Source organism: Glutamicibacter sp. AOP5-A2-18, assembly GCF_052446055.1.
Classification (GTDB): Bacteria; Actinomycetota; Actinomycetes; order Actinomycetales; family Micrococcaceae; genus Glutamicibacter.
Genome location: NZ_JBQSVW010000001.1, coordinates 3,217,874 through 3,239,297, shown reverse-complemented (window position 1 = coordinate 3,239,297; position 21,424 = coordinate 3,217,874). Strand labels below are relative to the sequence as shown.

Sequence of the window (21,424 nt, the reverse complement as noted above, 5' to 3'; positions counted from 1 at the left end):
GAATTGAAGGATTGCAGATAACAGTTCGATAATTTCTGAAACCGGAGGACCAGCTCTGTCACTCGACTGCCGAGTTCGGAGAACTCGTGGGAGCAGCTTCCGCGAACCTTGGACGATTATATGATTTGCATGCCGAATTACATGAGGGTGATCCACACCGATCTTTTTGGCAGGTCATCGCTCACCGGATTACGGAATGAAGATGGTATTTCAAGCGCCACGTATCGCATCCATTAATGCCAATACCTAGACCGGTTCTTCAACGAGTTCTTCACTATCGTATCGCGGCGAATGAACAGGATATCTACGAGTTTCCCGATATCAATTTCAGTGAACACGATGGATCGCGACACAATCCGAACGACTTTTCCGGCTCTTCACAAATGAGGGTGTAAAACCTTCCTAAATCCACCGGTCTCCAACAATGACCGTGCGACATAGTGCGTCAAATTTCGGAACCCCAAAGCGATACCCCGCAAATACTCCAACCGCCCATTCAACGCCTCAGTAGGACCGTTCGAACAGCCAACATGGTCAAAATACGCCAGAATATCGCTCTTCCTACGCCGCAGAGTTCCACCGAGCTTCTTCAACTCCGGCAAACCCTTGGGCACCTTCGTTCCTATCTCCTCAATCAACTGCCCCATAGCCCACCGACCGACTTCTGGTTTCGATTGCCGGTACGCATCAACCATCTTCTGATAAACACTCCACACCAGTTCAACCGGCTCATACTCAGGTTTCTTGAACAACGCTTCAACCTTGGCTTTCTGCTTCTCCGTAGCCAATGACAGCCCGGTAGTCAGGGTCCGCCGGCACTGATACAGCGGATCATCTTTGCGCCCTCGATGACCGTGCTGCACCCGTTGAACCCGCTGCCTTGTCTGGTCCAACGCGTCAGATCCGAGCTTGACCACATGAAAAGGATCCAAAACTTCCACGGCTTGAGGTAGCTCTTCAGCGGCAGCGGTTTTGAAGCCTGTGAAACCATCCATCGCGACGACCTCAACAGTGTTTTTCCATGCTTCATCGCGTTCAGCAAGCCAGGTCTTAAACACGGCCTTGGAACGGCCGGGAATCATGTCTAATAAACGGGATGCTCCGGTGTCTTCCATGACGGGCGTGAGGTCCACGATGACCGTTACGTATTTATCCCCGTCGCGGGTATGACGCCACACGTGTTCGTCAACGCCAAGGACTTTGACCCCGTCAAAGCGGGTGGAATCATTGATCAGTAACCGTTGACCCTCGGCCAACACCGCGTCATTGGCGGTATTCCACGAAACGCCTAATCCTTCAGCAATCCGTGAGATTGAAAGGTGTTGGGTGACCAGGCCATAGAGCGCCCAACGCAAACCAGTTTTACTGATTTTCTGTCGTGGTGATACAGCTTGGGTGAGGTCTTCACGCCAGACATGGTGGCATTGCGTGCACCGGTACCTGCGGTGACGGATAGCTAGGGCGGTGGGCCGCCAGCTGAACGGTGCGTGCGCGATACGTCTGATGACGGTATCGCGTGGTATTCCTTGGGCTCCGCAGGATTGGCACCATGGGTTTGGGGTGGTGACTTCGCAGAGAATCTCAGCCCTGGCTGAGGTTATGTGTTGAGCGATAGCCGTTAGTCCTAGACTGTCGAGGCCGGTGAAAGTCGTCAGATCCGCTGGGGAATAGATAGAATGGTGCACAGTCGAGGTCTTTCAAGAATCGTTAGTGTGGTAACTTCCATTCTCGTGAAGGCCTCGACTTTTTATTGATTTATGACATGCCTGTGAGCTGTGGTGTTGGGTTTAGGTATCTACACTCTGAATTCGGAAGAGCCTGCTAGGCTCTTCACAAATGAGGGTGTAAAACCTTCCTAAATCCACCGGTCTCCAACAATGACCGTGCGACATAGTGCGTCAAATTTCGGAACCCCAAAGCGATACCCCGCAAATGCTCCAACCGCCCATTCAACGCCTCAGTAGGACCGTTCGAACAGCCAACATGGTCAAAATACGCCAGAATATCGCTCTTCCTACGCCGCAGAGTTCCACCGAGCTTCTTCAACTCCGGCAAACCCTTGGGCACCTTCGTTCCTATCTCCTCAATCAACTGCCCCATAGCCCACCGACCGACTTCTGGTTTCGATTGCCGGTACGCATCAACCATCTTCTGATAAACACTCCACACCAGTTCAACCGGCTCATACTCAGGTTTCTTGAACAACGCTTCAACCTTGGCTTTCTGCTTCTCCGTAGCCAATGACAGCCCGGTAGTCAGGGTCCGCCGGCACTGATACAGCGGATCATCTTTGCGCCCTCGATGACCGTGCTGCACCCGTTGAACCCGCTGCCTTGTCTGGTCCAACGCGTCAGATCCGAGCTTGACCACATGAAAAGGATCCAAAACTTCCACGGCTTGAGGTAGCTCTTCAGCGGCAGCGGTTTTGAAGCCTGTGAAACCATCCATCGCGACGACCTCAACAGTGTTTTTCCATGCTTCATCGCGTTCAGCAAGCCAGGTCTTAAACACGGCCTTGGAACGGCCGGGAATCATGTCTAATAAACGGGATGCTCCGGTGTCTTCCATGACGGGCGTGAGGTCCACGATGACCGTTACGTATTTATCCCCGTCGCGGGTATGACGCCACACGTGTTCGTCAACGCCAAGGACTTTGACCCCGTCAAAGCGGGTGGAATCATTGATCAGTAACCGTTGACCCTCGGCCAACACCGCGTCATTGGCGGTATTCCACGAAACGCCTAATCCTTCAGCAATCCGTGAGATTGAAAGGTGTTGGGTGACCAGGCCATAGAGCGCCCAACGCAAACCAGTTTTACTGATTTTCTGTCGTGGTGATACAGCTTGGGTGAGGTCTTCACGCCAGACATGGTGGCATTGCGTGCACCGGTACCTGCGGTGACGGATAGCTAGGGCGGTGGGCCGCCAGCTGAACGGTGCGTGCGCGATACGTCTGATGACGGTATCGCGTGGTATTCCTTGGGCTCCGCAGGATTGGCACCATGGGTTTGGGGTGGTGACTTCGCAGAGAATCTCAGCCCTGGCTGAGGTTATGTGTTGAGCGATAGCCGTTAGTCCTAGACTGTCGAGGCCGGTGAAAGTCGTCAGATCCGCTGGGGAATAGATAGAATGGTGCACAGTCGAGGTCTTTCAAGAATCGTTAGTGTGGTAACTTCCATTCTCGTGAAGGCCTCGACTTTTTATTGATTTATGACATGCCTGTGAGCTGTGGTGTTGGGTTTAGGTATCTACACTCTGAATTCGGAAGAGCCCGTTAACTCGTCAATTTCATCCGGCCGTACGAACTGCACTGCTCCTGCACATTCAAACCCAATATGCTCAAGTAAGGCAAAGGGATTCTTTGCCGAAATGCCAAAGTCATCAGCGAACGACTGGCGGACAGCTTCGCCTTCCGGAATTAGCCCCTCGATGAACGGATCAGTAATAGAGCGCTGGTAAGGGGTCTCTCGATAGGGCATTGCCAGGGACAATCTGGCTTGTCTAGAATCTTGTGGGACGAATTGAAATTTTCTGTTACCAGAATGATCTTGTTGAAGGATTCCGACAGGCTGCCCGTATAAAAAGGTCACGAGTTCTTTCATCGCGGGCCCTATTCGTTGTTCTCATCTTTATTGTCCGGTTCATTGCATTCGTCATTATCAAGAAGTGCTTGATCCTGCTCGCTGCCTTCGTCGTTCGCGGTGCTTGAGTTGCGATCGAAAGTCGAAGCATCTGAACTAGGAAACCCTTTTCTAAGGGACTGTTGTAATGCCGATTGACCGAGATCGGAGGCGGCTAGGTTTCGGATGCCTGTTTGGTTGCGCAGTTCTTTGGCGAACTTTTGGAATGAGGATTCGCCGAGCCCCGATGCGGCTAGTTTTCGGAAGGCCGATTGACCTATGTTCGAGGGTGCCAATCTTGGGAAAGAGGACTGATCCAAACTCGAGGCTTTTCTAATTGCTTCCGACGCGGCCGGAGAGATACGAGCTATCGAATGGTAGCGGTCTTCATCTGATGACTCGATTTCGAGTTCAGCATTGAAAGAAAGATTTATTGATATCCCGAGTGCTTCAAAGGTATCTAACACCTTGCCGAGTTCAGCTCTCGTGCGTACACCCTGCTCCAGGCCTATAAGCCATTTGCGCGAAACGCCTGCGCGGTCGGCTAGGGCTTCTTGAGTGAGGCCGAGTTTCATCCGGGCATCATGCACGAATGCTCCGAGTTCCTTTTGGGTCGAAACGTCGCGATTCATGAAACCTCCTGTTGTGCACGTATATGCACATTATTATAAGTGAATGTACGTACACTTTTACGAAAGTGTACGTTGGTTCACTTTCATTAATGTGAATGAACGTGCACTTGGGCTTAGGTCACTGGACGACAGGGAGGTCTCAATAGCGAGAGCTTTTGCGTCAAATCGCTCTTGATGAGCTTTTTCATTTGCGCAGAGTCCAAGTCATCTCGATCGCTGAACTTCAGCACCGGAGAAGATATGAGGATTTTCGGCAGTCAGAAGTGCTCTTGGCACCTCAAAATAGGGGAGCTGAACGCAGGCCAGGCGTAAAGAGAGCCAGCTATGGGTCCCTCCAAAGCGATGGTATGAATTTCCCTTACTATCACTTTCTTAGAAAATGATAGTAAGGATCCGTGTTGCTATCACTTTCCGCTTGGTGGTTCGTGGTGGCGACGTAACCAGTCGAGGGGCAGCACGTGGAAAAAGGCGCGGATCAACGTTCCCGTCCGGCGTCATTGTCAGGGGCGACTGAACGCTTTGTTCGATGACCGATCCAGCTTTCCCAGACCGTATCCCCGTAACCGGTACAAGTCCGGTTGGGCCCCGCCGCATCGAGGCGTAACACAAACACCTCGAGGAGCGAGATGGGCAGACCGCAGAAGATTCCTACGAGCCCATCAGGGTTTCGGCGGCAATGCGCATATGCTCGGAGATTTCCGAGCTCACTGCGGCGCTGTCGCCAGCCTCGATGGTGTCCACCAGCTTGAAATGGCGTGCGACATCCATATTGCGCACCCCGCGTTCGTAGCCGCCGAACATGATGGACATGCGGATGGAGCCCTCAAGCTGCTCCCAGGCATGCAGCAGGGTGTCATTCTCGGACAGCCGGCACAGGGTGCGGTGGAACTCGAGATCCGCTTCGATCCGTTCCTCGATTTCATGGCCCGCGAGTTGCTCCATGGTGCTGACCGCGGCGCGCAGCTGCGCGAGCGCATCGGTAAGGTCTTCGCGCTGCAGCAGCGTCGTGGCCGCCAGGGTTTCCAGCGAGGCGCGCACCGCGAAGATGTCTTGGATTTCCTTGTTGTCCAGGTGGCGAACGGACAGTCGTCCGCGTTCTCCGGCGGACACCAATCCCTCCTGCTCCAGCTGGCGCAAGGCTTCGCGCAAGGTGCCCCGGCTGATCTGCATGGACGCAGACAGCTCGGTTTCCACCAGGTGGGTTCCCTGCTGCAATTCGCCGGTGGTGATGGCACGGCGCAACGCAATCAGGGCCTGCTCGCGCAGGCTCTTCTTGCGAAGGCCTACCAAGGAAGAATCGGCGATGGCCATGGAGCACCCCTAGGGATTGGAATTCAACTGTCGATTGTTAACTGTTGATTTTAGCGCCTTGGGAGGGTGCAGTGCGAGCACTGCACCCTCCCAAGACGAATCAGCAAGATGATCGAGGCAGATCTAGCTAAGCGCTGCCAGGACCTTGGACACAATCGCGCTGATCGACAACCCGTAGCGGTCATGGAGTGTCGGCAACGCGCCTGCGTTCAAGAATTCATCGGGCAGGCCGATGGGAATGACCTTAGAGGAAACCCCGCCGCGGATCATGGTGGAAGCCAGGGTCTCGAACAACCCGCCGATGACCGAGTGGTTCTCCAGTGTGACCACCAGGCGGTCCCCGCTGACCTCCTTCAGGACTGTTTCCGAGTCGAAGGGCTTGATTGTGGGGGAGTGCACCACCGAAACATCCACGTTGTGCTTGGCCAGTTCCTTCGCGGCGTCCAGCGCGCGCATGGTCATCAGGCCGCTGGAGACGAAGACGACGTCACGTCCACCGCGTAGTACTTTTGCCTTGCCCAATTCGAAGCTGTAGTCGTATTCATCCAGGACGGTAGGCACCTTGCCGCGCAGCAGGCGCAGGTAGGTTGGCCCTTCGCAAGCCGCTAGCTGCGGCACCGATTGCTCGATGTCCACCGAATCGCAGGGATCCACGATGGTCAGGTTCGGCATCCCGCGGAAGATGGCAATGTCCTCGGTGGCCTGGTGGCTCGGGCCATAGCCGGTGGTCAGCCCGGGCAGGCCGCCCACGATATTCACATTGAGGTTCGGCTCGGCGATATCCAGGCACAGGAAGTCATAGGCCCGCCGGGCCGCGAACACCGAATAGGTGGAAGCAAAGGGGATCATGCCGGTTTCGGCGAAGCCCGCGGCGGCCCCGAACAGCAGTTGCTCGGCCATGCCCATCTGGAAGAAGCGCTCGGGATGCTGCTGGGCGAAGATGTGCATATCCGTGTACTTGCCCAGATCGGCAGTCAGGCCCACGATGCGCGGATCCTGCTCGGCCGCCTTGGCCAGGGCATGGCCGAAAGGCGCTGGCGCGGTCTTCTGGCCGGGCTCCGCGAAGGAGGCAATCATGGCCGAGGTTTTCAGCCGTGGTTTAGCGGTGGCAGACATTTAGGAGTTGCTCCCTTCGAAGCCTTCGGTGAGTTGGTCGCGGCAGATCTGCCATTCGTTGTCTTCAATGCGCATGAAGTGGGCTTTCTCGCGGTTTTCCAGCAGCGGAACGCCGCGGCCTACCTTGGTGTCGCACAGGATGACCGAGGGGCGCGAGGCGAGGGCCGCTTGGGCCGCGATGTTGTCGAAGGCCTGCAGCAGCGCTCGCGGGTCATTGCCGTTGATCCGCTGGGCGTACCAGCCGAAGGCTTCCCATTTCTCGGTGACCGGTTCCGTGCGCAGCACGCCGGCGGTCGCGCCATCGGCCTGCAGGGCATTGATGTCCACCATGGCGGTCAGCTGGCCGAGCTGGTGGTGGGCGGCACCCATGGCCGCTTCCCAGGTGGAGCCTTCATCCAGTTCGCCATCGGAAAGGAAATTGATCACCCGCTGGGTCCTGTTCTGGTGGCGCAGTCCCAGGGCCATGCCCACCGCGATGGACAGGCCGTGGCCCAGGGAGCCTCCGGAGATTTCCATGCCGGGGGTGTAGGTGGACATTCCGGACATCGGAAGCCTTGAGTCATCCGAACCGTAGGTTTCCAGCTCCTCGACCGGAATGATGCCCGCTTCGGCCAGTGCGGCATAGAAGCCGATGGCGTAGTGGCCGGTGGAAAGCAGGAAGCGATCGCGGTCCTCCCAGTCCGGTTCTGCCGGACGGAAGTCCAGCTGGTCCGCGTAGACGGCCGCGAACATGTCCGCAGCGCCCAATGCTTGACCTACATATCCTTGGCCCTGCACCTCGCCCATGTTCAGCGAGTGGTGGCGGATGCGGTAGGCGGCGTCGCGGACCCTTTCGGTGCGCTGGCCCAAATTCAGCGTCTGGTTGTCGGTGGCTGCAATTGCCATGGGAAGTCCTTTCAGGAATTCAACGGGTCGGTGTCCGGGGTTGCTGCCCGGGGTCAGACGCAGCTTTTCTGCGGATTCGCGGCGATGGCCTGGTCGGCGAGACGCCGTTCGCGTGCGCCCCAGGTTTCCTTGGTGGCTAATGCCGCCCACAAGCCGATCAGCGCGTAGCTGATGAAGAGCGCGGCCGGGCCCATCCAGCCGAACTGCATGAAGAGCAAGGTGGTGATGAATGGCGTGAAACCTGAAACCATGGCTGAGATCTGGTAGGCCAGCGATGCGCCGGAAGAGCGGGTCTTGGCCTGGAAGAGCTCTGGGAACCAGGCACCCTGGGCGCCGGCCATGGAGTTCTGGCAGATTGCGTAGGAGATCACGATCGTGGCAATGATCATCAGGAACGAGCCAGTGTTGACCATCAGGAACATCGGAATGCCGAAGAGCGCGGCAAAGGCGCAAGCGAATAGGTAGACGGTGCGCCGTCCGACGCGGTCGGTGAGCCTGCCCCAGCGGTAGGTCGCGAAGATGCCAACGGCCGCGGCGATGCTCAAGGCGGTCAGCGTCTGCCAGTTCGCCGCCAAGCCGGTGGTGTGCAGGTAGGAGATCATGTAGGTGATGGAGACCGCGTAGCCTGCGGTCTCGGCAATGCGCAGCCCGATGCCGCGCAGGATATTGCGCCAGTCGGTGCGGATAACATCCATAATCGGCGACTTGACGATCTGCCCTGAGTTTTTGACATCGTCGAACACAGGCGACTCCGGGACCTTCGAGCGGATGACCAATCCAACGATGACCAGCAGGAGGCTGGCAAGGAACGGAACACGCCAGCCCCAGTCGCCAGGCAGTTGCACGCTGAGCAGGAACACCAGATTGGCCAGCAGCAACCCTACCGGGAATCCGGACTGGACGATCCCGGTGAACCTGCCCTTTTGCATCCATGGTGCGTGTTCATAGGTCATCAGGATTGCCCCGCCCCATTCGGCGCCGAAGGCCAGTCCTTGGACGATGCGCACAAAAACCAGGAGTGCTGGAGCCAGCACGCCAACTTGCTCATAGGTGGGCAGCAAACCGATGAAGAAAGTGGCCAGGCCCATGACGATCAGCGAAGTGACAAGCACCGGCTTGCGCCCGATTTTGTCACCGAGATGGCCGCCGATAATTCCGCCGAGGGGCCGGGCGGCGAAGCCTACGCCCAAGGTGGCGAAGGATGCCAGCGTTCCGAGCAGCGGATCGGTGCCCGGGAAGAACGCGTGGCCGAAATACAGGGCGGCCGCGGTGCCGAAGCCGATGAAATCGTAGGTTTCGATGGTGGCGCCAACGCTGGAGCCTATGGCGACGCGCTTGGCGTCCTTGGTGCCGTGGATCGGGCCACGCATTTCTAGAGCTTCACTGCTCATGGGTGGCTCCCTTCGTGAGTTGTGGGATGCGGGCAACTTTCATTGTTGACAGTCAACACTAATAGCAGTGTGAGTGTCGACACAAGTCCTGTCAAGAAGAAATTTAACAGTTGACTGTCAACAGTAAACAAAACTATCGTGGTGTGCACCACAAACTTCTGGTGCTCTCGCCCAGGGCAGCGCGCCGCAACCACCAAGTTCGCCTCATCGTTGTTCGGGCGAGCCGTATTGAAAGCAGGAATCCTATGAATCAAATCCAGCGCACTGCAGTACTGACCGGTGCCACCTCGCCACAGGGGATCGGCATCGAAACCGCCCGGCACTTGGCCCGGGAAGGCTGGGGAATAGCGATTCTGGATCTGGACCACTCCGCATCCGAGCGCGTAGCCGCGGAGATTGCAGAAGAATTTGGCGTGCCGGCATTCGGCCACGAGATCGACGTTGCCGACGAGTCCTCGGTCGCCACCGCACAAGCGGCAGTGGCAGCCCGCGTCGCCGCGGGGGAGCTGCCTCCTGCCGGCGCCGTAGTGAATATCGCGGGAATTACCTCCCCGGTGGATTTCCTGGATACGACTTTGGATATCTGGAACAAGATCATGAACGTCAACGCCACGGGCACGTACCTGGTCACCAAGGCATTCCTGCCGGAAATGATCGAGAGTGGATGGGGACGAGTAATCAACATGTCTTCCGTGTCAGCCCAACGTGGCGGCGGAGTCTTCGGCAAGGTCCCTTATTCCTCAGCGAAAGCGGCAATCCTCGGTTTCACCAAGGCGCTGGCCCGTGAGATCTCGGCTAGCGGCGTCACCGTCAACGCGATTGCACCAGGCGCTGTGGATACCAACATCCGTGTTGGCAGCACCGACGAGCAGGAAGCGGCCATTGCCGCGGGGATCCCCATTGGGCGCACCGCAACCACTGGAGAAGTCGCATCGGTCATCGGCTTCCTGGCATCCGAAGGTGCTTCCTACCTGACCGGCACCACCATTGACATCAATGGTGGCAGCCACATGCATTAGCAGTTCTGGGTCCGGGCAAGTTCAAGGAAAAGAAGAAGCCAGTGGCCACGCTCCGAAGAGTTCGAGGCGTGGCCACTGGCTTATTGTCATGTTCTGGCGGCCGTTAGCCGAACCAGGGCTTCTCGGCAGCCGCGAGCGTCCCATCGTTTTTGGCCATGTTCAGCCACTGGTTCACGTACTCCTGGAACTCGTCATCGCCCAGCGGCAGCAGATAGGCCTTCTGGGAGAAATTGAACGGCTTATCCGGGTGCACCGCACACAGCTCGGGGTGCTCGTTGGCCACCCACCGAGTTTCGGAGGCATCGGTGGTCATCACGTCGGCACGCCCGGCAATGATCTCATCGAAGATCTTGTTGTTGTCCTCGAAGCGGATGATCTCACCGTCGGGATAATTCGCATCGGCGAACTTCTCGTTGGTACCGCCGATCGGGGTGATGGAACGGACCCCGGGCTGGTTGATTTCCTTGATCGTGTCGTACTTCTCCACGTTCTCGCACAGGGTGATTGGCGTCTTGCCCTCGTCCAGCGTGGCTTCGCTGTAGTAGGCCTGCTGGGCACGTTCCATGGAAATGGAAACCCCGCCTACTGCCATATCGCACTTGGAGAGGAAGTCCGGCATCAAGTCTTTCCACGAGGTCTGGATGAACTCTGGTTCGACGCCCATGGTCTCGGCAAGATTTTTCGCCATCGTGATGTCGATTCCCGACCATTCCCCGGAATCCGGGTCGAGGTAGGTGAACGGACGGTAGTCGCCGGTGGTGCAGACCTTCAACGTTCCGGTTTCAACAACGCTATCCAGCCTGGTGCTGTCGGAAACTGGCTTCTGGACGTCGCCGGATTCCGGGGCTGGAGCCGAACAGCTTGAAAGGAACAAGGCTGCGCATAGGACCAGCAACGGCAACCGGCGGGTAATGGACGGATTCTTCTGTGAACTGTCGGTCATAGTCCATCAATCTATAAGCCGTCCAAGTCAGGGTGCAAGAGTCAAGTCCGTTTCGTGAATTCCCCAAATACGTGGGTGAAACGGAGTACTGATCAAGCTAGCGACAGGAGACACAGACGGTGTTCGTCTTATATCGGTTGCTCAAGCTAGACCCTTTCGACGCGACGTCGGCGAAATGCGCTTCATCTCGCCAACGTCGCTGAATTGCATGCGGACTACAATGTGGCTTCTGCGGATTGGCCTTCTTGGAATTGCCTCCCCGCACCGGTAAGCATCTCCGACAGCACAATCGCAAGTTCCTGCTGAGTTAGCAGCCCTGATGATAGTACCAACTCGGTCACTCCTTGCCCAGTGATCAGGGCTTCTTGAGCGATACGTGTTGCATTCTCGTAACCGATTCGTGGGCTGAGAGCAGTAACCAGCCCGATCGACTCAGTAACGCGTTGTTCGAGGAACTCTTTGTTAGCAGTGATTCCATCGATGCATTTATCTGCCAGCATTCGACTAGCGGCACCGAGTTGCTGCAAATTCGCAAAGAGTGCCCTGGCGATTATTGGTTCGAAGGCATTGAGCTGGAGCTGTCCGCTTTCGGCTGCCAATGTCACGGTGACATCGTTACCGATTACTTCGAAAGCCACCTGGTTAACCGCTTCCGGGATAACAGGGTTCACTTTACCGGGCATTATGCTCGAACCAGCCTGCCTTGCTGGCAGATTGATTTCATTGAACCCGGAACGTGGCCCTGAGGACAGAAGCCTGAGATCGTTGCACGTTTTGGATAATTTGACCGCGACACGCTTCAGGATCCCAGACAGCTGAACGAAGACTCCAACGTCTGAAGTTGCTTCGACAAGATTGGCAGCCGATACCAGGCTATCGATCCCGGTAGCTGATCTAAGCGCGTCGATTGCATGTGCACGGTATTCTGGGTGAGCGTTCAGCTCGGTACCGATGGCAGTGCCCCCGAGATTCAACTCGTGCAACAGCAAGCGTCCTTCGCGGAGCCGGGCCTCGTCTTCACCAAGAGTTACTGCATAGGCCAAGAATTCTTGTCCAAGTGTCATCGGTACTGCATCTTGGAGCTGCGTTCGGCCCATTTTGATGACGTTGGCGAACTCTTCCGCTTTCCGTTGCAATGCACGTCTCAAGTGGGCCAAACTCTCCAGGAGACTGAGAATATGGTTGTCCAACGCAAGCTTGAGCGCTGTCGGGAACACATCATTCGTACTCTGACCCATGTTTACGTCTTGGAGCGGATGAAGGAACTCGTATTGGCCCCTTTTGTAGCCAAGATGTTCCAAAGCCCGGTTGGCGACAACCTCGTTGGCATTCATATTTGTCGAAGTCCCAGCACCGCCTTGGATCATGTCTACGATGAACTGGTCGTGTAACTTTCCTGAGCGTATTTCGTCACAAGCCAAGATGATTGCATCTGCCTTCTCAGCACTCAGCTGCCCGGTGGCTTTATTTGCGATCGCGGCGGCCTGCTTAACGGCGGCCAGAGCAGCAATGAAGACGGGCTGCGAACTGAGCACCGATCCGCTGAGCTGGAAGTTCTCGGCGGCACGGGCCGTGTGCACACCGTAGTACGCATAGCTGGGGATTGCGTAGTTTCCAATGAGATCGTGTTCGATTCTGGAACCTGCATGGGAAGCGCTAATTAGTGGCATGGTGATGTCAACGGCTTTCATTCGCGAGGTGGACTAGGCGACCTTCGAGGGCAGTCGCTACAACTTTGTAGCGGAAACTATTTCCCCGGAAGGGATTATTATCGGACTTCGAATACCGGTTTTCAGAAGTTACTGTCCACTGCTGATCTTCAATTAGGCAGAATGAGGCAGGTTCTCCGACGGCTAGCGGGCGCCCTGCGAATTCGCTGATACCGCCTATCCGCGCCGGCGCCTCAGACATGACAGCTGCGACGAGATTCCAATCCAGATGTTCTGCATCCTCTAGCACTTTGGCAACAACGGACAGTGCGGTCTCGAGTCCAGTCATTCCGAAGGGAGCATCGCACCAGTTTCTGGCTTTTGTTTCCGCAGTGTGCGGGGCATGATCAGTGGCGACAGCATCAATGGTTCCGTCCAGCAACGCCGCGCGCAAGGCCAGCACGTCATCCACTGAGCGCAAAGGCGGGTTGACCTTGTAACGGGTATCTGCAAGAGCTGCCAGCTCATCGGAGAGCAACAGATGATGCGGGGTGACCTCAGCGGTAACCGGCCAACCTTGCGATTTTGCCCAGCGGACTATGTCTGCTGATCGACGCGTCGATATATGGCAAACGTGCAAATGGGCACCGGTTTCTGCGGCCAGGATGGCATCCCTGGCGATAATCGTTTCTTCGGCAACTCCCAGCCACGCCGGAATCCCAGTCGATTGGGCAGCTGGACCGGCATTGATCTGTCCTTGACCTGCCAAATCGGCGCTTTGGGCATGCTGAGCAAGAACTCCGCCAAATGCGGCAACAGCTTGAAGTCCCTGGCGAGTGAGATTGGCGTTGTCAAGGCATCGGCCATCATCTGAAAAAATGTGTGCTCCGGCGGCGGCCATTTCTGCGTAGGGAGCGGATTCATTTCCTTCCAAGTTTTTCGTCAGGGCGCCAACCGGATGTACACGGCACGCACCATGGAGGTTGGCTAATGCGACTAGGTTCCGAACGCGCTCAGCTGAATCCGTGACAGGATCGGTATTGGCCATCGCGAACACGTCGGTGTAGCCTCCTGCCGTCGCCGAGCGTGTTCCGGTCGAGATGGTCTCAGCCGCTTCACCGCCGGGTTCTCTGAGATGGGTGTGGAGGTCGACGAATCCTGGCATCATGATCAGTCCTTGGCAATCCACTACCTGGGCCTCTGGATTGCGAGCTTGATCCTGGGAAACGAAAGAAACGAACTTTCCATCAGAAATCAGGACATCAGCTGGCGGGCCACCATAGGGAAGGACGCCGGTGAGAATCATGTCGCCGAGGGATGAGCCGATGCTCCAGTGTGCAGCGGCCGTTTTCATGGGACCTGCAATTCTGGGGAAACCGGGGTCCAAGAGAAAACGGGACCATCGTTGCAGATCAGAGGGCTTTCATCTCCTTCACTGCGAGCCCCTGAAGCGCATCCGTGGCAGTAGCCCAAGCCGCAGGCCATATGGGCCTCCACAGAGACTTGGATTTTCGCATCCCAACGGGAAGCCAGGGCTTCACACAACTTCGTGAGTCTTTCTGAACCACAAGTCATGATGACCTGTGGGGGATTGGAATCAAGATCAGAGGTAAGCGTGGCAAATAGCGCTTCTGGTGTGCTTGTGCCTTCGACATCGGTAACTTCATATACCTTTGCGCCATTGTCCCGGTAGAAATCCGCGCCAATCAATGCCGTAGAGTCTCTTGCACTGGTCACTGCTGTGATCTGGAGATTCCGCTTGGCGTTATGCTGCGCGACGGTGGTCAATGAGCAGGTGCCGATTCCCCGTCCGATAAGCAAAACGCGCTGTACATTCTCTTCGATTTCAAATGCCCGGCCCAAGGGGCCGACAACGAACATTTCCTCGCTCACTCGGAAGGATTTAAGCCGTTCTGTGCCAGATCCGACAACGCCATAGAAAACTTCGATATTTCCGCTGTCATCGTCGGTAGAGTAAATTGCCATGGGTCGTGGCAAAGCAGGCGTGGCTTCACCCTTGCGGGCAGCGGTCAACATCAGAAATTGGCCTGGTTGAGCAGACTCGGCTATAGCGGGGGCATGCAGCGTGAGGGCCATGTAGCGGTCCCCGAGCGGACGATGGTCTATGACCTGATAATGACCGGCGGTGGCTCGTGGGCGTGGTTTGCGTGGCAATTTGGCCAGTTCCCAGCCGTCGGCGCAGGGAGCATTGTCCGGGCTGAGCACGGGCACGTTAGAAGTTGTGGACATGGCAAGCTCCTAGTGGGAATTTTGGGTGTTGAGGGAACTATCGAGCTCTCGCAAGCTCACTGTGAGGAGATCGATGCCTACGGCAAGATCAGAATAGGTTGTCAGCTCGTCCGGTGAATGGCTTACACCATGGTTCTGGCTGGGGACAAAGATCATTCCGCTAGGGCAAACATGGTTGATCATCTGGGTGTCGTGGCTGGCCCCTGAGGGCATTACCCGATACTCAATACCTTGTGATGCTGCTGAAGTCGTAATTGCGTTGCGGATCGCAATGGGCAGAATCACTGGAGAAGCATCTGCGAGTATTTCAACATTGATCTCGGTTTTCCGGGAACTCGCGATATCGTATGCACGTGAAATCAATTCTGATGTGGACACGCGTTGGCGCGCGGGGTCCGTATCCCTCACGTCAATGTGAAGCTGGCATTCTCCCGGGATAGTGGTTATCGAACCCGGGAATACGTCCATCTTTCCGACCGTGATGCGTGTCCCGTGGTGACCTGGGTCGTTTGCAAGGGACTCTGCCGCCAGCACGATTTCGGAGGCTGCCGCTAGAGCATCTGCACGAAGGTGCATCGGGGTTCCGCCTGTGTGCGAAGCACGCCCCTTGATCTCGATTTTAATGCGCGTGCTTCCGGAGATCAGGTCAACGACTCCGATTGGCATGCCGGCGTCGGTGAGCACGCTTCCTTGCTCGATATGCAGCTCTATGAAACCGGCCCAGTCGTCTGGATTCCATTGGGCTTTCTCAACTGCAAGAGGATCGATACCGAGGGCCGCCATGGCCTGAGCGACACTAATTCCGTCCTGATCCAATAATGCCGGCAGATCCCTGGCCTTGGTCAGTCCGGATATGATACGGCTTCCGGTGCAGGCTTGGCCGAATCTGGCTCCCTCTTCTGCGGCGAAAGCCACGAATCGGATGGGGTGGCGCGGCGGTTGACTTGCCGTGCTCAACGTTCTGGCAACTTCCATCGCGGCTACGACGCCGGCGATGCCGTCGAAGGCGCCACCATTCGGGACGCTGTCAAGGTGGGAGCCAGTACCTATGGCGGGTAGCGAAGGATCCTGGCCCGGTAATTCCGCTATTGAATTCCCTGCAGCGTCAGTGCTTACCTCTAAGCCTAGGCCCGCCATATAGGACTGGAAGATTTCGTGGGCCTTGCGTTCTAGGGCGCTGTAGCCCAGCCGGGTGATCCCGGGACCGCTGGCGGGTTCGCACACGGAAGCAAATGCCTCAATGTGCGATTGGACCCGCTCAGCGGCGAACTCCGAAAGGGCTCCAGTTGTTTCAGCCGTTGTCGACGACATGTTGTTCCTTTAATGAGTCTGGTATTTCAAGTTGGCTGCCGGTTAGGGCATGCGTTTTGATTCCGGCTGCGATTTCTAGATTGGGTTCAGAAATGACCGAGCCGACGCTGAGGACTGTTGCTCCCTTTGACTCTACGAAACTGGCCAAAGCGCTTAGGCCATGGAGCTCGGACCAGTCGTAGCTGATCAGGGCCACTCGTGAATCGGAGCGGAGCTCTGCGGACAGGCCGAGTGAACCCTCAACTGAGAAGGCGTAAATTAATTCAGCATCCAGTTCCCGGGCCACGACGTGGCCAAGAACTGCAGACTCGATCTGGTCCCAGACCACCACTGTGGAGATAGGGGAGGAACCCAAGGCCGATGCCAGTTCCTTTCCCAGAAGTTCAGCGACGGTGGGTGCTTGGACAGAGGTCATCTTGCTGGCCTCAGCTGGTTGGGCGAGGGTGTGTGCGAATTCGAGAATGCTTGCGGTGTTGTCAGTCATGGTGTCTCTCCTGGATAGGGTGTGAGAGTTCAGTGAAGTCGAACAGCGTGTGGGTAGTCAAGTCCGGAGATGCTGTCTGCGAGTACCGGGTCTCGAGAACGTGCAAGCTCATTTCCGGCGCTGTTCCGGATGCCTGGAGGATGGCTAAGAGGCCAGGCGTATTTGCGTCCAGTTCGAATCCGATAAGTAGAGTTCGTTCAGATCGGTGCATTTCTCCTAAGATCTCGGGGTTAGCGAGATCTACCAGTGCGAAGGCGATGCCGCTGTGCAGCGATACCGCAGTGGCGAGAATGGCATCTGTCCCTGACTGGGCTACGAGACGGTCAACGCCTGCAGGAATACGGGCAGCAAGGGATTCCGCGAGACGTCGTAATATTGCTGGACGATGAAGGGCCAAGCGAGCGTCCGGCAGGTCTCCTTCGGTTGGTCGCAGGGCTTTCAAATCGGCCAATAGATCCAGCCGCTGCTCGGAGCTGTCTTGGACAATTTCTGGCGGAGTAGTTGTTGAGAGCGTGGTCATTGGTTTTCCTTTGCCTGAGGGCGCGAAGAATGCCGCATGCACTTGCGGCCTGTCGGGCTTAGTTGAGTTCTGCTCCGCTGCGTTCGGGGACGAGGAACATGGTGAGGAAAGCAAGAAGATAGATTGCTGGCAGAAGCCCCAGAGCGAAAGCGAAACCGTACTGGGATGCGATGAGTGCGATCACGATTGGGGCAAAACCACCGATACCGCGGCCGATGTTGAATAGAACATTCTGTGCGGTGGCCCGAGCCTCAGTTGGATACAACTCGGCCATGAGAGCGCCATAGCCGCCGAGCATGCCATTGGCAAAGGCACCCATGACGAAGCCGCCTATGAGCAGCAAGGTTGCGTCGGTCATCTGGCTGTAGGCTAGAACGGAAACTGCCGCGCCAATTTGGAATATCCAGAAAGTCTTGCGTCGGCCAATTCGATCAGCTAGTTGGCCGAAGACGAGGATTCCGGACATCATGCCAACAACGGTTACTGCCGTCCAAATGGAAGAACTCATCAAATTGAGGTTGAACTGCGTATTAAGGTATCGAGGAAGCCAACTCATGATTCCGAAATATCCAAAATTCTGAACAGACGTCAGGATGATCATGGCTAGCGTGATCCGTACAGCTTTCTTGCTGCCTACTAGCAGACGCAATGGGTTGGACTTGGCCTTAGTTTGCGAGTTCTGACCATCATTGTGGACTTTTTCGAGGAATTTCGGGGGTTCGTGCAAGCGCTTTCGCAGGACGATTGCGACGATCGCGGGGACGGCTCCGATAACGAAAAGTCCGCGCCAGCCAAATACGCTGATGACAGGTGCCGAAAGTATGGCGGCGGCGAGTACACCGAATTGGAAACCGATCGCCACCCAGGAAGTAGCGCGAGCACGCATCTTCGCTGGCACGGCTTCTGCCGCTAGCGTCATGCCAATGCCGAATTCACCGCCGATACCTATGCCTGCAATGAATCGGTATGCCGCAAGATCCGCGAATCCAGTGGCAACGGCTGACAAACCCGTAAAGAGCGCAAAGAGCACTACCGAGTAGGTCAATATCTTTACGCGGCCAAACCTGTCGGCCAAAACGCCAAAGACAATGCCTCCCAGAACCGCGCCCAGCAAGGTAATAGTGTGAAGAGACCCTGCTTCAATGTCCGTAAGCCCGAAAGTTGCGATAATTCCCGACAAGGCAAAGCTGAGGATCAAGAGATCGAAACCATCTAGTCCGTAGCCGATGGCGGAAGCGAAGACGGCCTTGCGTCCGTAGCGTTCCTCGTCCGTTCTGTTGGACGACTTGCCTCGCCTCGCTTTGAGATCAGAAGTCAGGTGATTATTTGTCATGCTAGCCTCCGGGAGGGAATAGGGGTGTCAAGGGTTCCGATTAGATCCGAGAGCTTGGAAACCTTCAATTGGTGGCAAAGAGCATCTAATCCAGCAAGAATTTCACCCATTGCCGTGGGCCGCGTAAATGTTGCTGTCCCTACCTGAATTGCAGTCGCACCTGCGATCATGAATTCAGCAACGTCCCGCGATGTGGTGATTCCGCCGCATCCGATGACAGGAATGGTGACTGCCTGCGCAGCATCCCGCACTAACTTCAGTGCCAAGGGCTTGACGGCCGGGCCGGTGTATCCGCCGGCTCCACTGCCCAATACGCTTTTCCGCCGCGGGGCGTCGATAGCTAGACCCGAAAAGCTGTTAGCTACAGTTACCGCAGTTGCACCAGCATCTTCCGCAGCTTTTGCTATTTCTCCTATCGAGTGGACCGTGGGGGTGAGCTTGACGAATAAGGGATGATCAGTATGTTTGCGGATTCCCTGAATCACTTCGAAAACTCGGTCGGGAGAGGTTCCGATCGGCAAGCCATCATGTTCCAAATTTGGACATGAAACATTCACCTCGAAAGCGTCGACGTCTTCCTGGCCCAGCTTCTCGGCAACCGTGAAATACTCTTGGGTGAAGAGGCCACCAATGCTGACTACAACGCGAGTTCCGCTAGCCTGGTATTCCTTGAGAAGCCCATTTCTAAACCCCTCGCTGCCCAGACTTGGAATACCCACACTGTTGAGCATTCCAAATTCCGTTTCAGTCAATCGATGGGCTGGATTCCCGGCTCGATGCACTGAAAAGACTGTTTTGGTCACCACCGCTCCAAGCTGGTCGAAAGCGAGGAACGGAGCAAGCTCAGGTCCGAAGCAACCCGATGCCGGCATGATCGGATTAGCCAGAGAAAGCTCGCCCAGGGCGATTGATAAATCCGCCCCAGCATCAGTCGCGTGCTTCTTTTCGCAGCTCGACGGACTGTCGAGTAAAACCTCATTTTCCATTTGGCAAAATCCCTTAATCCGTGACGTGAACTTATGACAAGCATGAGGTGCATCACAAGTACCTGTCAAGATCCCGATCTTCGTTGATTTCGACGCTGAATGAACGGCATTTCACTGAATTCCACGCAACGGGTGATGAAGTTTCCATTTCATCCGCTAGGTGAAAACACAAACGGATTTTTGGCATGCGAAGTGGAAAATGATGATTAAAAAAACTTTGACAAATATGGTCTTTGGATCATCAAATATGACCGAATTATGACGCAAAGAAGCCTGCATGCTTGCGGGCGAGGGCTGCTAGTGAACGATGCCATTTCATATAAAGGTGCTGAGGTCATAGTGCACGAATGATTTACCGAGAGCATGAGAAGCGGAGGAGCTCCCGTTTCTAGGGGTGGATGCATCGGGTTCGAGGCAGGAATGGATTCCCGGAAGTGATCGCGTGGAGCAACGCAGATGACCCTGAGAGCCCAAATCGTTTCTGTTCGCAATAACCGTGCGCTCAGGAGAGGGAAGACCTGCGGTGTTGGCGGTTGGCCCAACGCAGATTCCATTAACCAGTCACGACGGAATACCTGATCCGCGTTTCCAAAATGGGCAGGATGAACTGCGTGTGCGGCAAGCGATTCGAGCGATATACGGAAATCCTGCAGCGTGATAGGGGCTGTTCTCTAATGCCTAGGTCTCTGGTTCTTCATAGCCCAGATCGGATGCCATTTCATGCGCAGCGGCCAAAGTGAGCCGTACAGCCTCATCTCGAATATCGGCTCGTGCCATTCGCTGCGTCGGCGAAGCCAGGGTTATTGAAGCGACAACTTGGCCAGTGGAGGATCTAACTGGCGCGGAAACTGCCCAAACGTTCTCGTCCAGTTCCGACTCGCAAATGTCATAGCCCGTGGCTCTGATGGCCGCCAAATGATCCATTACCGCATTAATCGTGCTAGGGGTGTCGGGCGTAAATGGAGTCAGCTCGGAATTTGACAGCAATTTCTGCACGGTTTCTGGCTGCTGCCACGCTAGCAGCGTGCGCGCGGCTGCGGCAGCATGTAATGGCATCGTCTGCCCTACTCGTACATAGAGACGCAAAGGATATCTGGATTCGGACAGCGCAAGACACACGACTTTGTCGCCGGAGAACTCTGAAAGGAAGACAGTTTCGCCGCTGAGCCTGCTTGCTTCTGCGACCGCCTTATGCGCGGTCACGAGTGGAGATTCGCGAGAGTAATCTGACTGGACAAGCTCTAAGACAGCCGGACCCAGAAAATAACGCCTATTGGTGGCGGAACGCGTAATGAATCGCTCGCGTTCGAGCACTGCCGCTGTTCTGTGCGCACTGGCGACGGGCAGGTCGAGCCGATCGCTGATTTCCCCAAGAGTCATTCCCTTCGGGGATCGTGCCAAGATCCTCAGTACTTCGAGTGATCGGACCACTACCTGCATGTCTTCCTCCGTTACCGTCCACCGGAAAGGTGGTTTCCACTGTAGCGGGTATGGGGCAACTATTATGAAATTCCACGATCCCAGAGTGGTTCTTAATGCGTTACCTGCACATGCAGGCCTCGCCCAGGACGTTATCGCGCGGAAGAAGAAGTTCGGGATCAAAACCGTCCAGCTGGTCTGGATGAACTCGGTTCCCGCATTCATCGACATGGCAAGAATTATTGTCATCATGATCGGGATTTCCGGCTAACCCTCCGGCTTTCGGACCTGAATAGTCGCTGGCCCAGCAACTTCCGCTGTTGCTGGCCTTGTGTGTTTCGGCTTCCTACCAGCCGGGCTTCCGTCTCCCCTCTGAAACAGGTTCTTTGGTGTTGCTGGAAAATCTGGGATAGAGCCGCATAACCCGGCAGGAACTATGCAACAGGTAGGTCAGGCAATGGAATTCCGGTCGGTTTTGGAAAGATTCTTTTGTGAGCTGCCGGTCAGAGTCCATTAATCCATATGCGGTCCAAGTCAGGGCAAAGGAGATCCGTC

Annotated in this window: 20 protein-coding genes; 2 read left to right on the top strand and 18 right to left on the bottom strand. The window is 56.0% G+C overall.

What is annotated here, in order from left to right; all coding sequences use genetic code 11:
* Window positions 1-377: 377 nt before the first annotated feature.
* From ACT3RW_RS15535 to ACT3RW_RS15500, 8 genes are all read right to left on the bottom strand, one after another.
* Window positions 378-1,685: an ISL3 family transposase gene (locus tag ACT3RW_RS15535; protein WP_444614378.1), complete on the bottom strand. Its 1,308-nt coding sequence runs from the start codon at window positions 1,683-1,685 to the stop codon at window positions 378-380.
* Window positions 1,686-1,830: 145 nt separating this feature from the next.
* A complete protein-coding gene (locus ACT3RW_RS15530) occupies window positions 1,831-3,138 on the bottom strand; it encodes an ISL3 family transposase (RefSeq protein WP_441665189.1) in 1,308 nt (435 codons plus the stop codon).
* A 110-nt stretch (window positions 3,139-3,248) separates the two neighbouring features.
* Window positions 3,249-3,602 carry a HipA N-terminal domain-containing protein gene (locus ACT3RW_RS15525; RefSeq protein WP_444614377.1) on the bottom strand — a complete coding sequence of 118 codons (354 nt, stop codon included), beginning with the start codon at window positions 3,600-3,602 and terminating at the stop codon, window positions 3,249-3,251.
* Window positions 3,603-3,610: 8 nt separating this feature from the next.
* Window positions 3,611-4,252, bottom strand: coding sequence for a helix-turn-helix domain-containing protein (locus ACT3RW_RS15520; protein ID WP_444614376.1), 642 nt, complete (start codon window positions 4,250-4,252; stop codon window positions 3,611-3,613).
* A 648-nt stretch (window positions 4,253-4,900) separates the two neighbouring features.
* A complete protein-coding gene (locus ACT3RW_RS15515) occupies window positions 4,901-5,563 on the bottom strand; it encodes a GntR family transcriptional regulator (protein WP_013350459.1) in 663 nt (220 codons plus the stop codon).
* Window positions 5,564-5,686: 123 nt separating this feature from the next.
* The gene (locus ACT3RW_RS15510) at window positions 5,687-6,679 is read right to left on the bottom strand and encodes a transketolase family protein (RefSeq protein ID WP_013350458.1); all 993 of its coding nucleotides are present in this window, start codon (window positions 6,677-6,679) and stop codon (window positions 5,687-5,689) included.
* The gene (locus tag ACT3RW_RS15505; RefSeq protein WP_443445184.1) at window positions 6,680-7,564 is read right to left on the bottom strand and encodes a transketolase; all 885 of its coding nucleotides are present in this window, start codon (window positions 7,562-7,564) and stop codon (window positions 6,680-6,682) included.
* A 53-nt stretch (window positions 7,565-7,617) separates the two neighbouring features.
* Window positions 7,618-8,955: an MFS transporter gene (locus tag ACT3RW_RS15500; protein ID WP_443446490.1), complete on the bottom strand. Its 1,338-nt coding sequence runs from the start codon at window positions 8,953-8,955 to the stop codon at window positions 7,618-7,620.
* A gap of 245 nt (window positions 8,956-9,200) precedes the next feature.
* On the opposite strand from ACT3RW_RS15500, the gene ACT3RW_RS15495 reads away from it, so the two are divergent.
* On the top strand, window positions 9,201-9,974 hold the full coding sequence (locus ACT3RW_RS15495; protein ID WP_013350455.1) for an SDR family NAD(P)-dependent oxidoreductase: 774 nt from the start codon (window positions 9,201-9,203) through the stop codon (window positions 9,972-9,974).
* Window positions 9,975-10,077: 103 nt separating this feature from the next.
* On the opposite strand, the gene ACT3RW_RS15490 is transcribed toward ACT3RW_RS15495, so the two are convergent.
* The 10 genes from ACT3RW_RS15490 to ACT3RW_RS15445 all read right to left on the bottom strand — a co-directional run bounded on the left by ACT3RW_RS15490 (window position 10,078) and on the right by ACT3RW_RS15445 (window position 20,890).
* The gene (locus tag ACT3RW_RS15490) at window positions 10,078-10,917 is read right to left on the bottom strand and encodes a transporter substrate-binding domain-containing protein (protein ID WP_013350454.1); all 840 of its coding nucleotides are present in this window, start codon (window positions 10,915-10,917) and stop codon (window positions 10,078-10,080) included.
* 215 nt (window positions 10,918-11,132) lie between these two features.
* Window positions 11,133-12,608 carry an aspartate ammonia-lyase gene (locus ACT3RW_RS15485; RefSeq protein WP_231849407.1) on the bottom strand — a complete coding sequence of 492 codons (1,476 nt, stop codon included), beginning with the start codon at window positions 12,606-12,608 and terminating at the stop codon, window positions 11,133-11,135.
* Window positions 12,595-13,920, bottom strand: coding sequence for a dihydroorotase (locus ACT3RW_RS15480; protein ID WP_013350452.1), 1,326 nt, complete (start codon window positions 13,918-13,920; stop codon window positions 12,595-12,597). The genes ACT3RW_RS15485 and ACT3RW_RS15480 overlap by 14 nt, the downstream gene beginning before the upstream one ends.
* A complete protein-coding gene (locus ACT3RW_RS15475) occupies window positions 13,917-14,816 on the bottom strand; it encodes an iron-sulfur cluster-binding protein (RefSeq protein WP_013350451.1) in 900 nt (299 codons plus the stop codon). Before ACT3RW_RS15475 ends, ACT3RW_RS15480 begins: the two co-directional genes overlap by 4 nt.
* A gap of 9 nt (window positions 14,817-14,825) precedes the next feature.
* Window positions 14,826-16,127, bottom strand: coding sequence for a Zn-dependent hydrolase (locus tag ACT3RW_RS15470; RefSeq protein ID WP_041649131.1), 1,302 nt, complete (start codon window positions 16,125-16,127; stop codon window positions 14,826-14,828).
* Window positions 16,108-16,611, bottom strand: a complete 504-nt coding sequence (locus ACT3RW_RS15465; RefSeq protein ID WP_013350449.1) for a hypothetical protein — start codon at window positions 16,609-16,611, stop codon at window positions 16,108-16,110. Before ACT3RW_RS15465 ends, ACT3RW_RS15470 begins: the two co-directional genes overlap by 20 nt.
* The gene (locus tag ACT3RW_RS15460; protein WP_443445189.1) at window positions 16,604-17,131 is read right to left on the bottom strand and encodes a hypothetical protein; all 528 of its coding nucleotides are present in this window, start codon (window positions 17,129-17,131) and stop codon (window positions 16,604-16,606) included. Before ACT3RW_RS15460 ends, ACT3RW_RS15465 begins: the two co-directional genes overlap by 8 nt.
* A 58-nt stretch (window positions 17,132-17,189) precedes the next feature.
* Complete coding sequence (locus ACT3RW_RS15455; RefSeq protein ID WP_444614375.1) at window positions 17,190-18,464, bottom strand: MFS transporter; 1,275 nt, start codon at window positions 18,462-18,464, stop codon at window positions 17,190-17,192.
* Window positions 18,461-19,519, bottom strand: a complete 1,059-nt coding sequence (locus ACT3RW_RS15450) for a dihydroorotate dehydrogenase (RefSeq protein WP_444614374.1) — start codon at window positions 19,517-19,519, stop codon at window positions 18,461-18,463. The genes ACT3RW_RS15455 and ACT3RW_RS15450 overlap by 4 nt, the downstream gene beginning before the upstream one ends.
* 609 nt (window positions 19,520-20,128) lie before the next feature.
* Window positions 20,129-20,890, bottom strand: a complete 762-nt coding sequence (locus ACT3RW_RS15445) for an IclR family transcriptional regulator (RefSeq protein ID WP_013350445.1) — start codon at window positions 20,888-20,890, stop codon at window positions 20,129-20,131.
* A gap of 64 nt (window positions 20,891-20,954) precedes the next feature.
* Between ACT3RW_RS15445 and ACT3RW_RS15440 the strand changes: the two genes are divergently transcribed.
* Window positions 20,955-21,140, top strand: coding sequence for a hypothetical protein (locus ACT3RW_RS15440; protein WP_013350444.1), 186 nt, complete (start codon window positions 20,955-20,957; stop codon window positions 21,138-21,140).
* The last annotated feature ends 284 nt before the right edge of the window (window positions 21,141-21,424 follow it).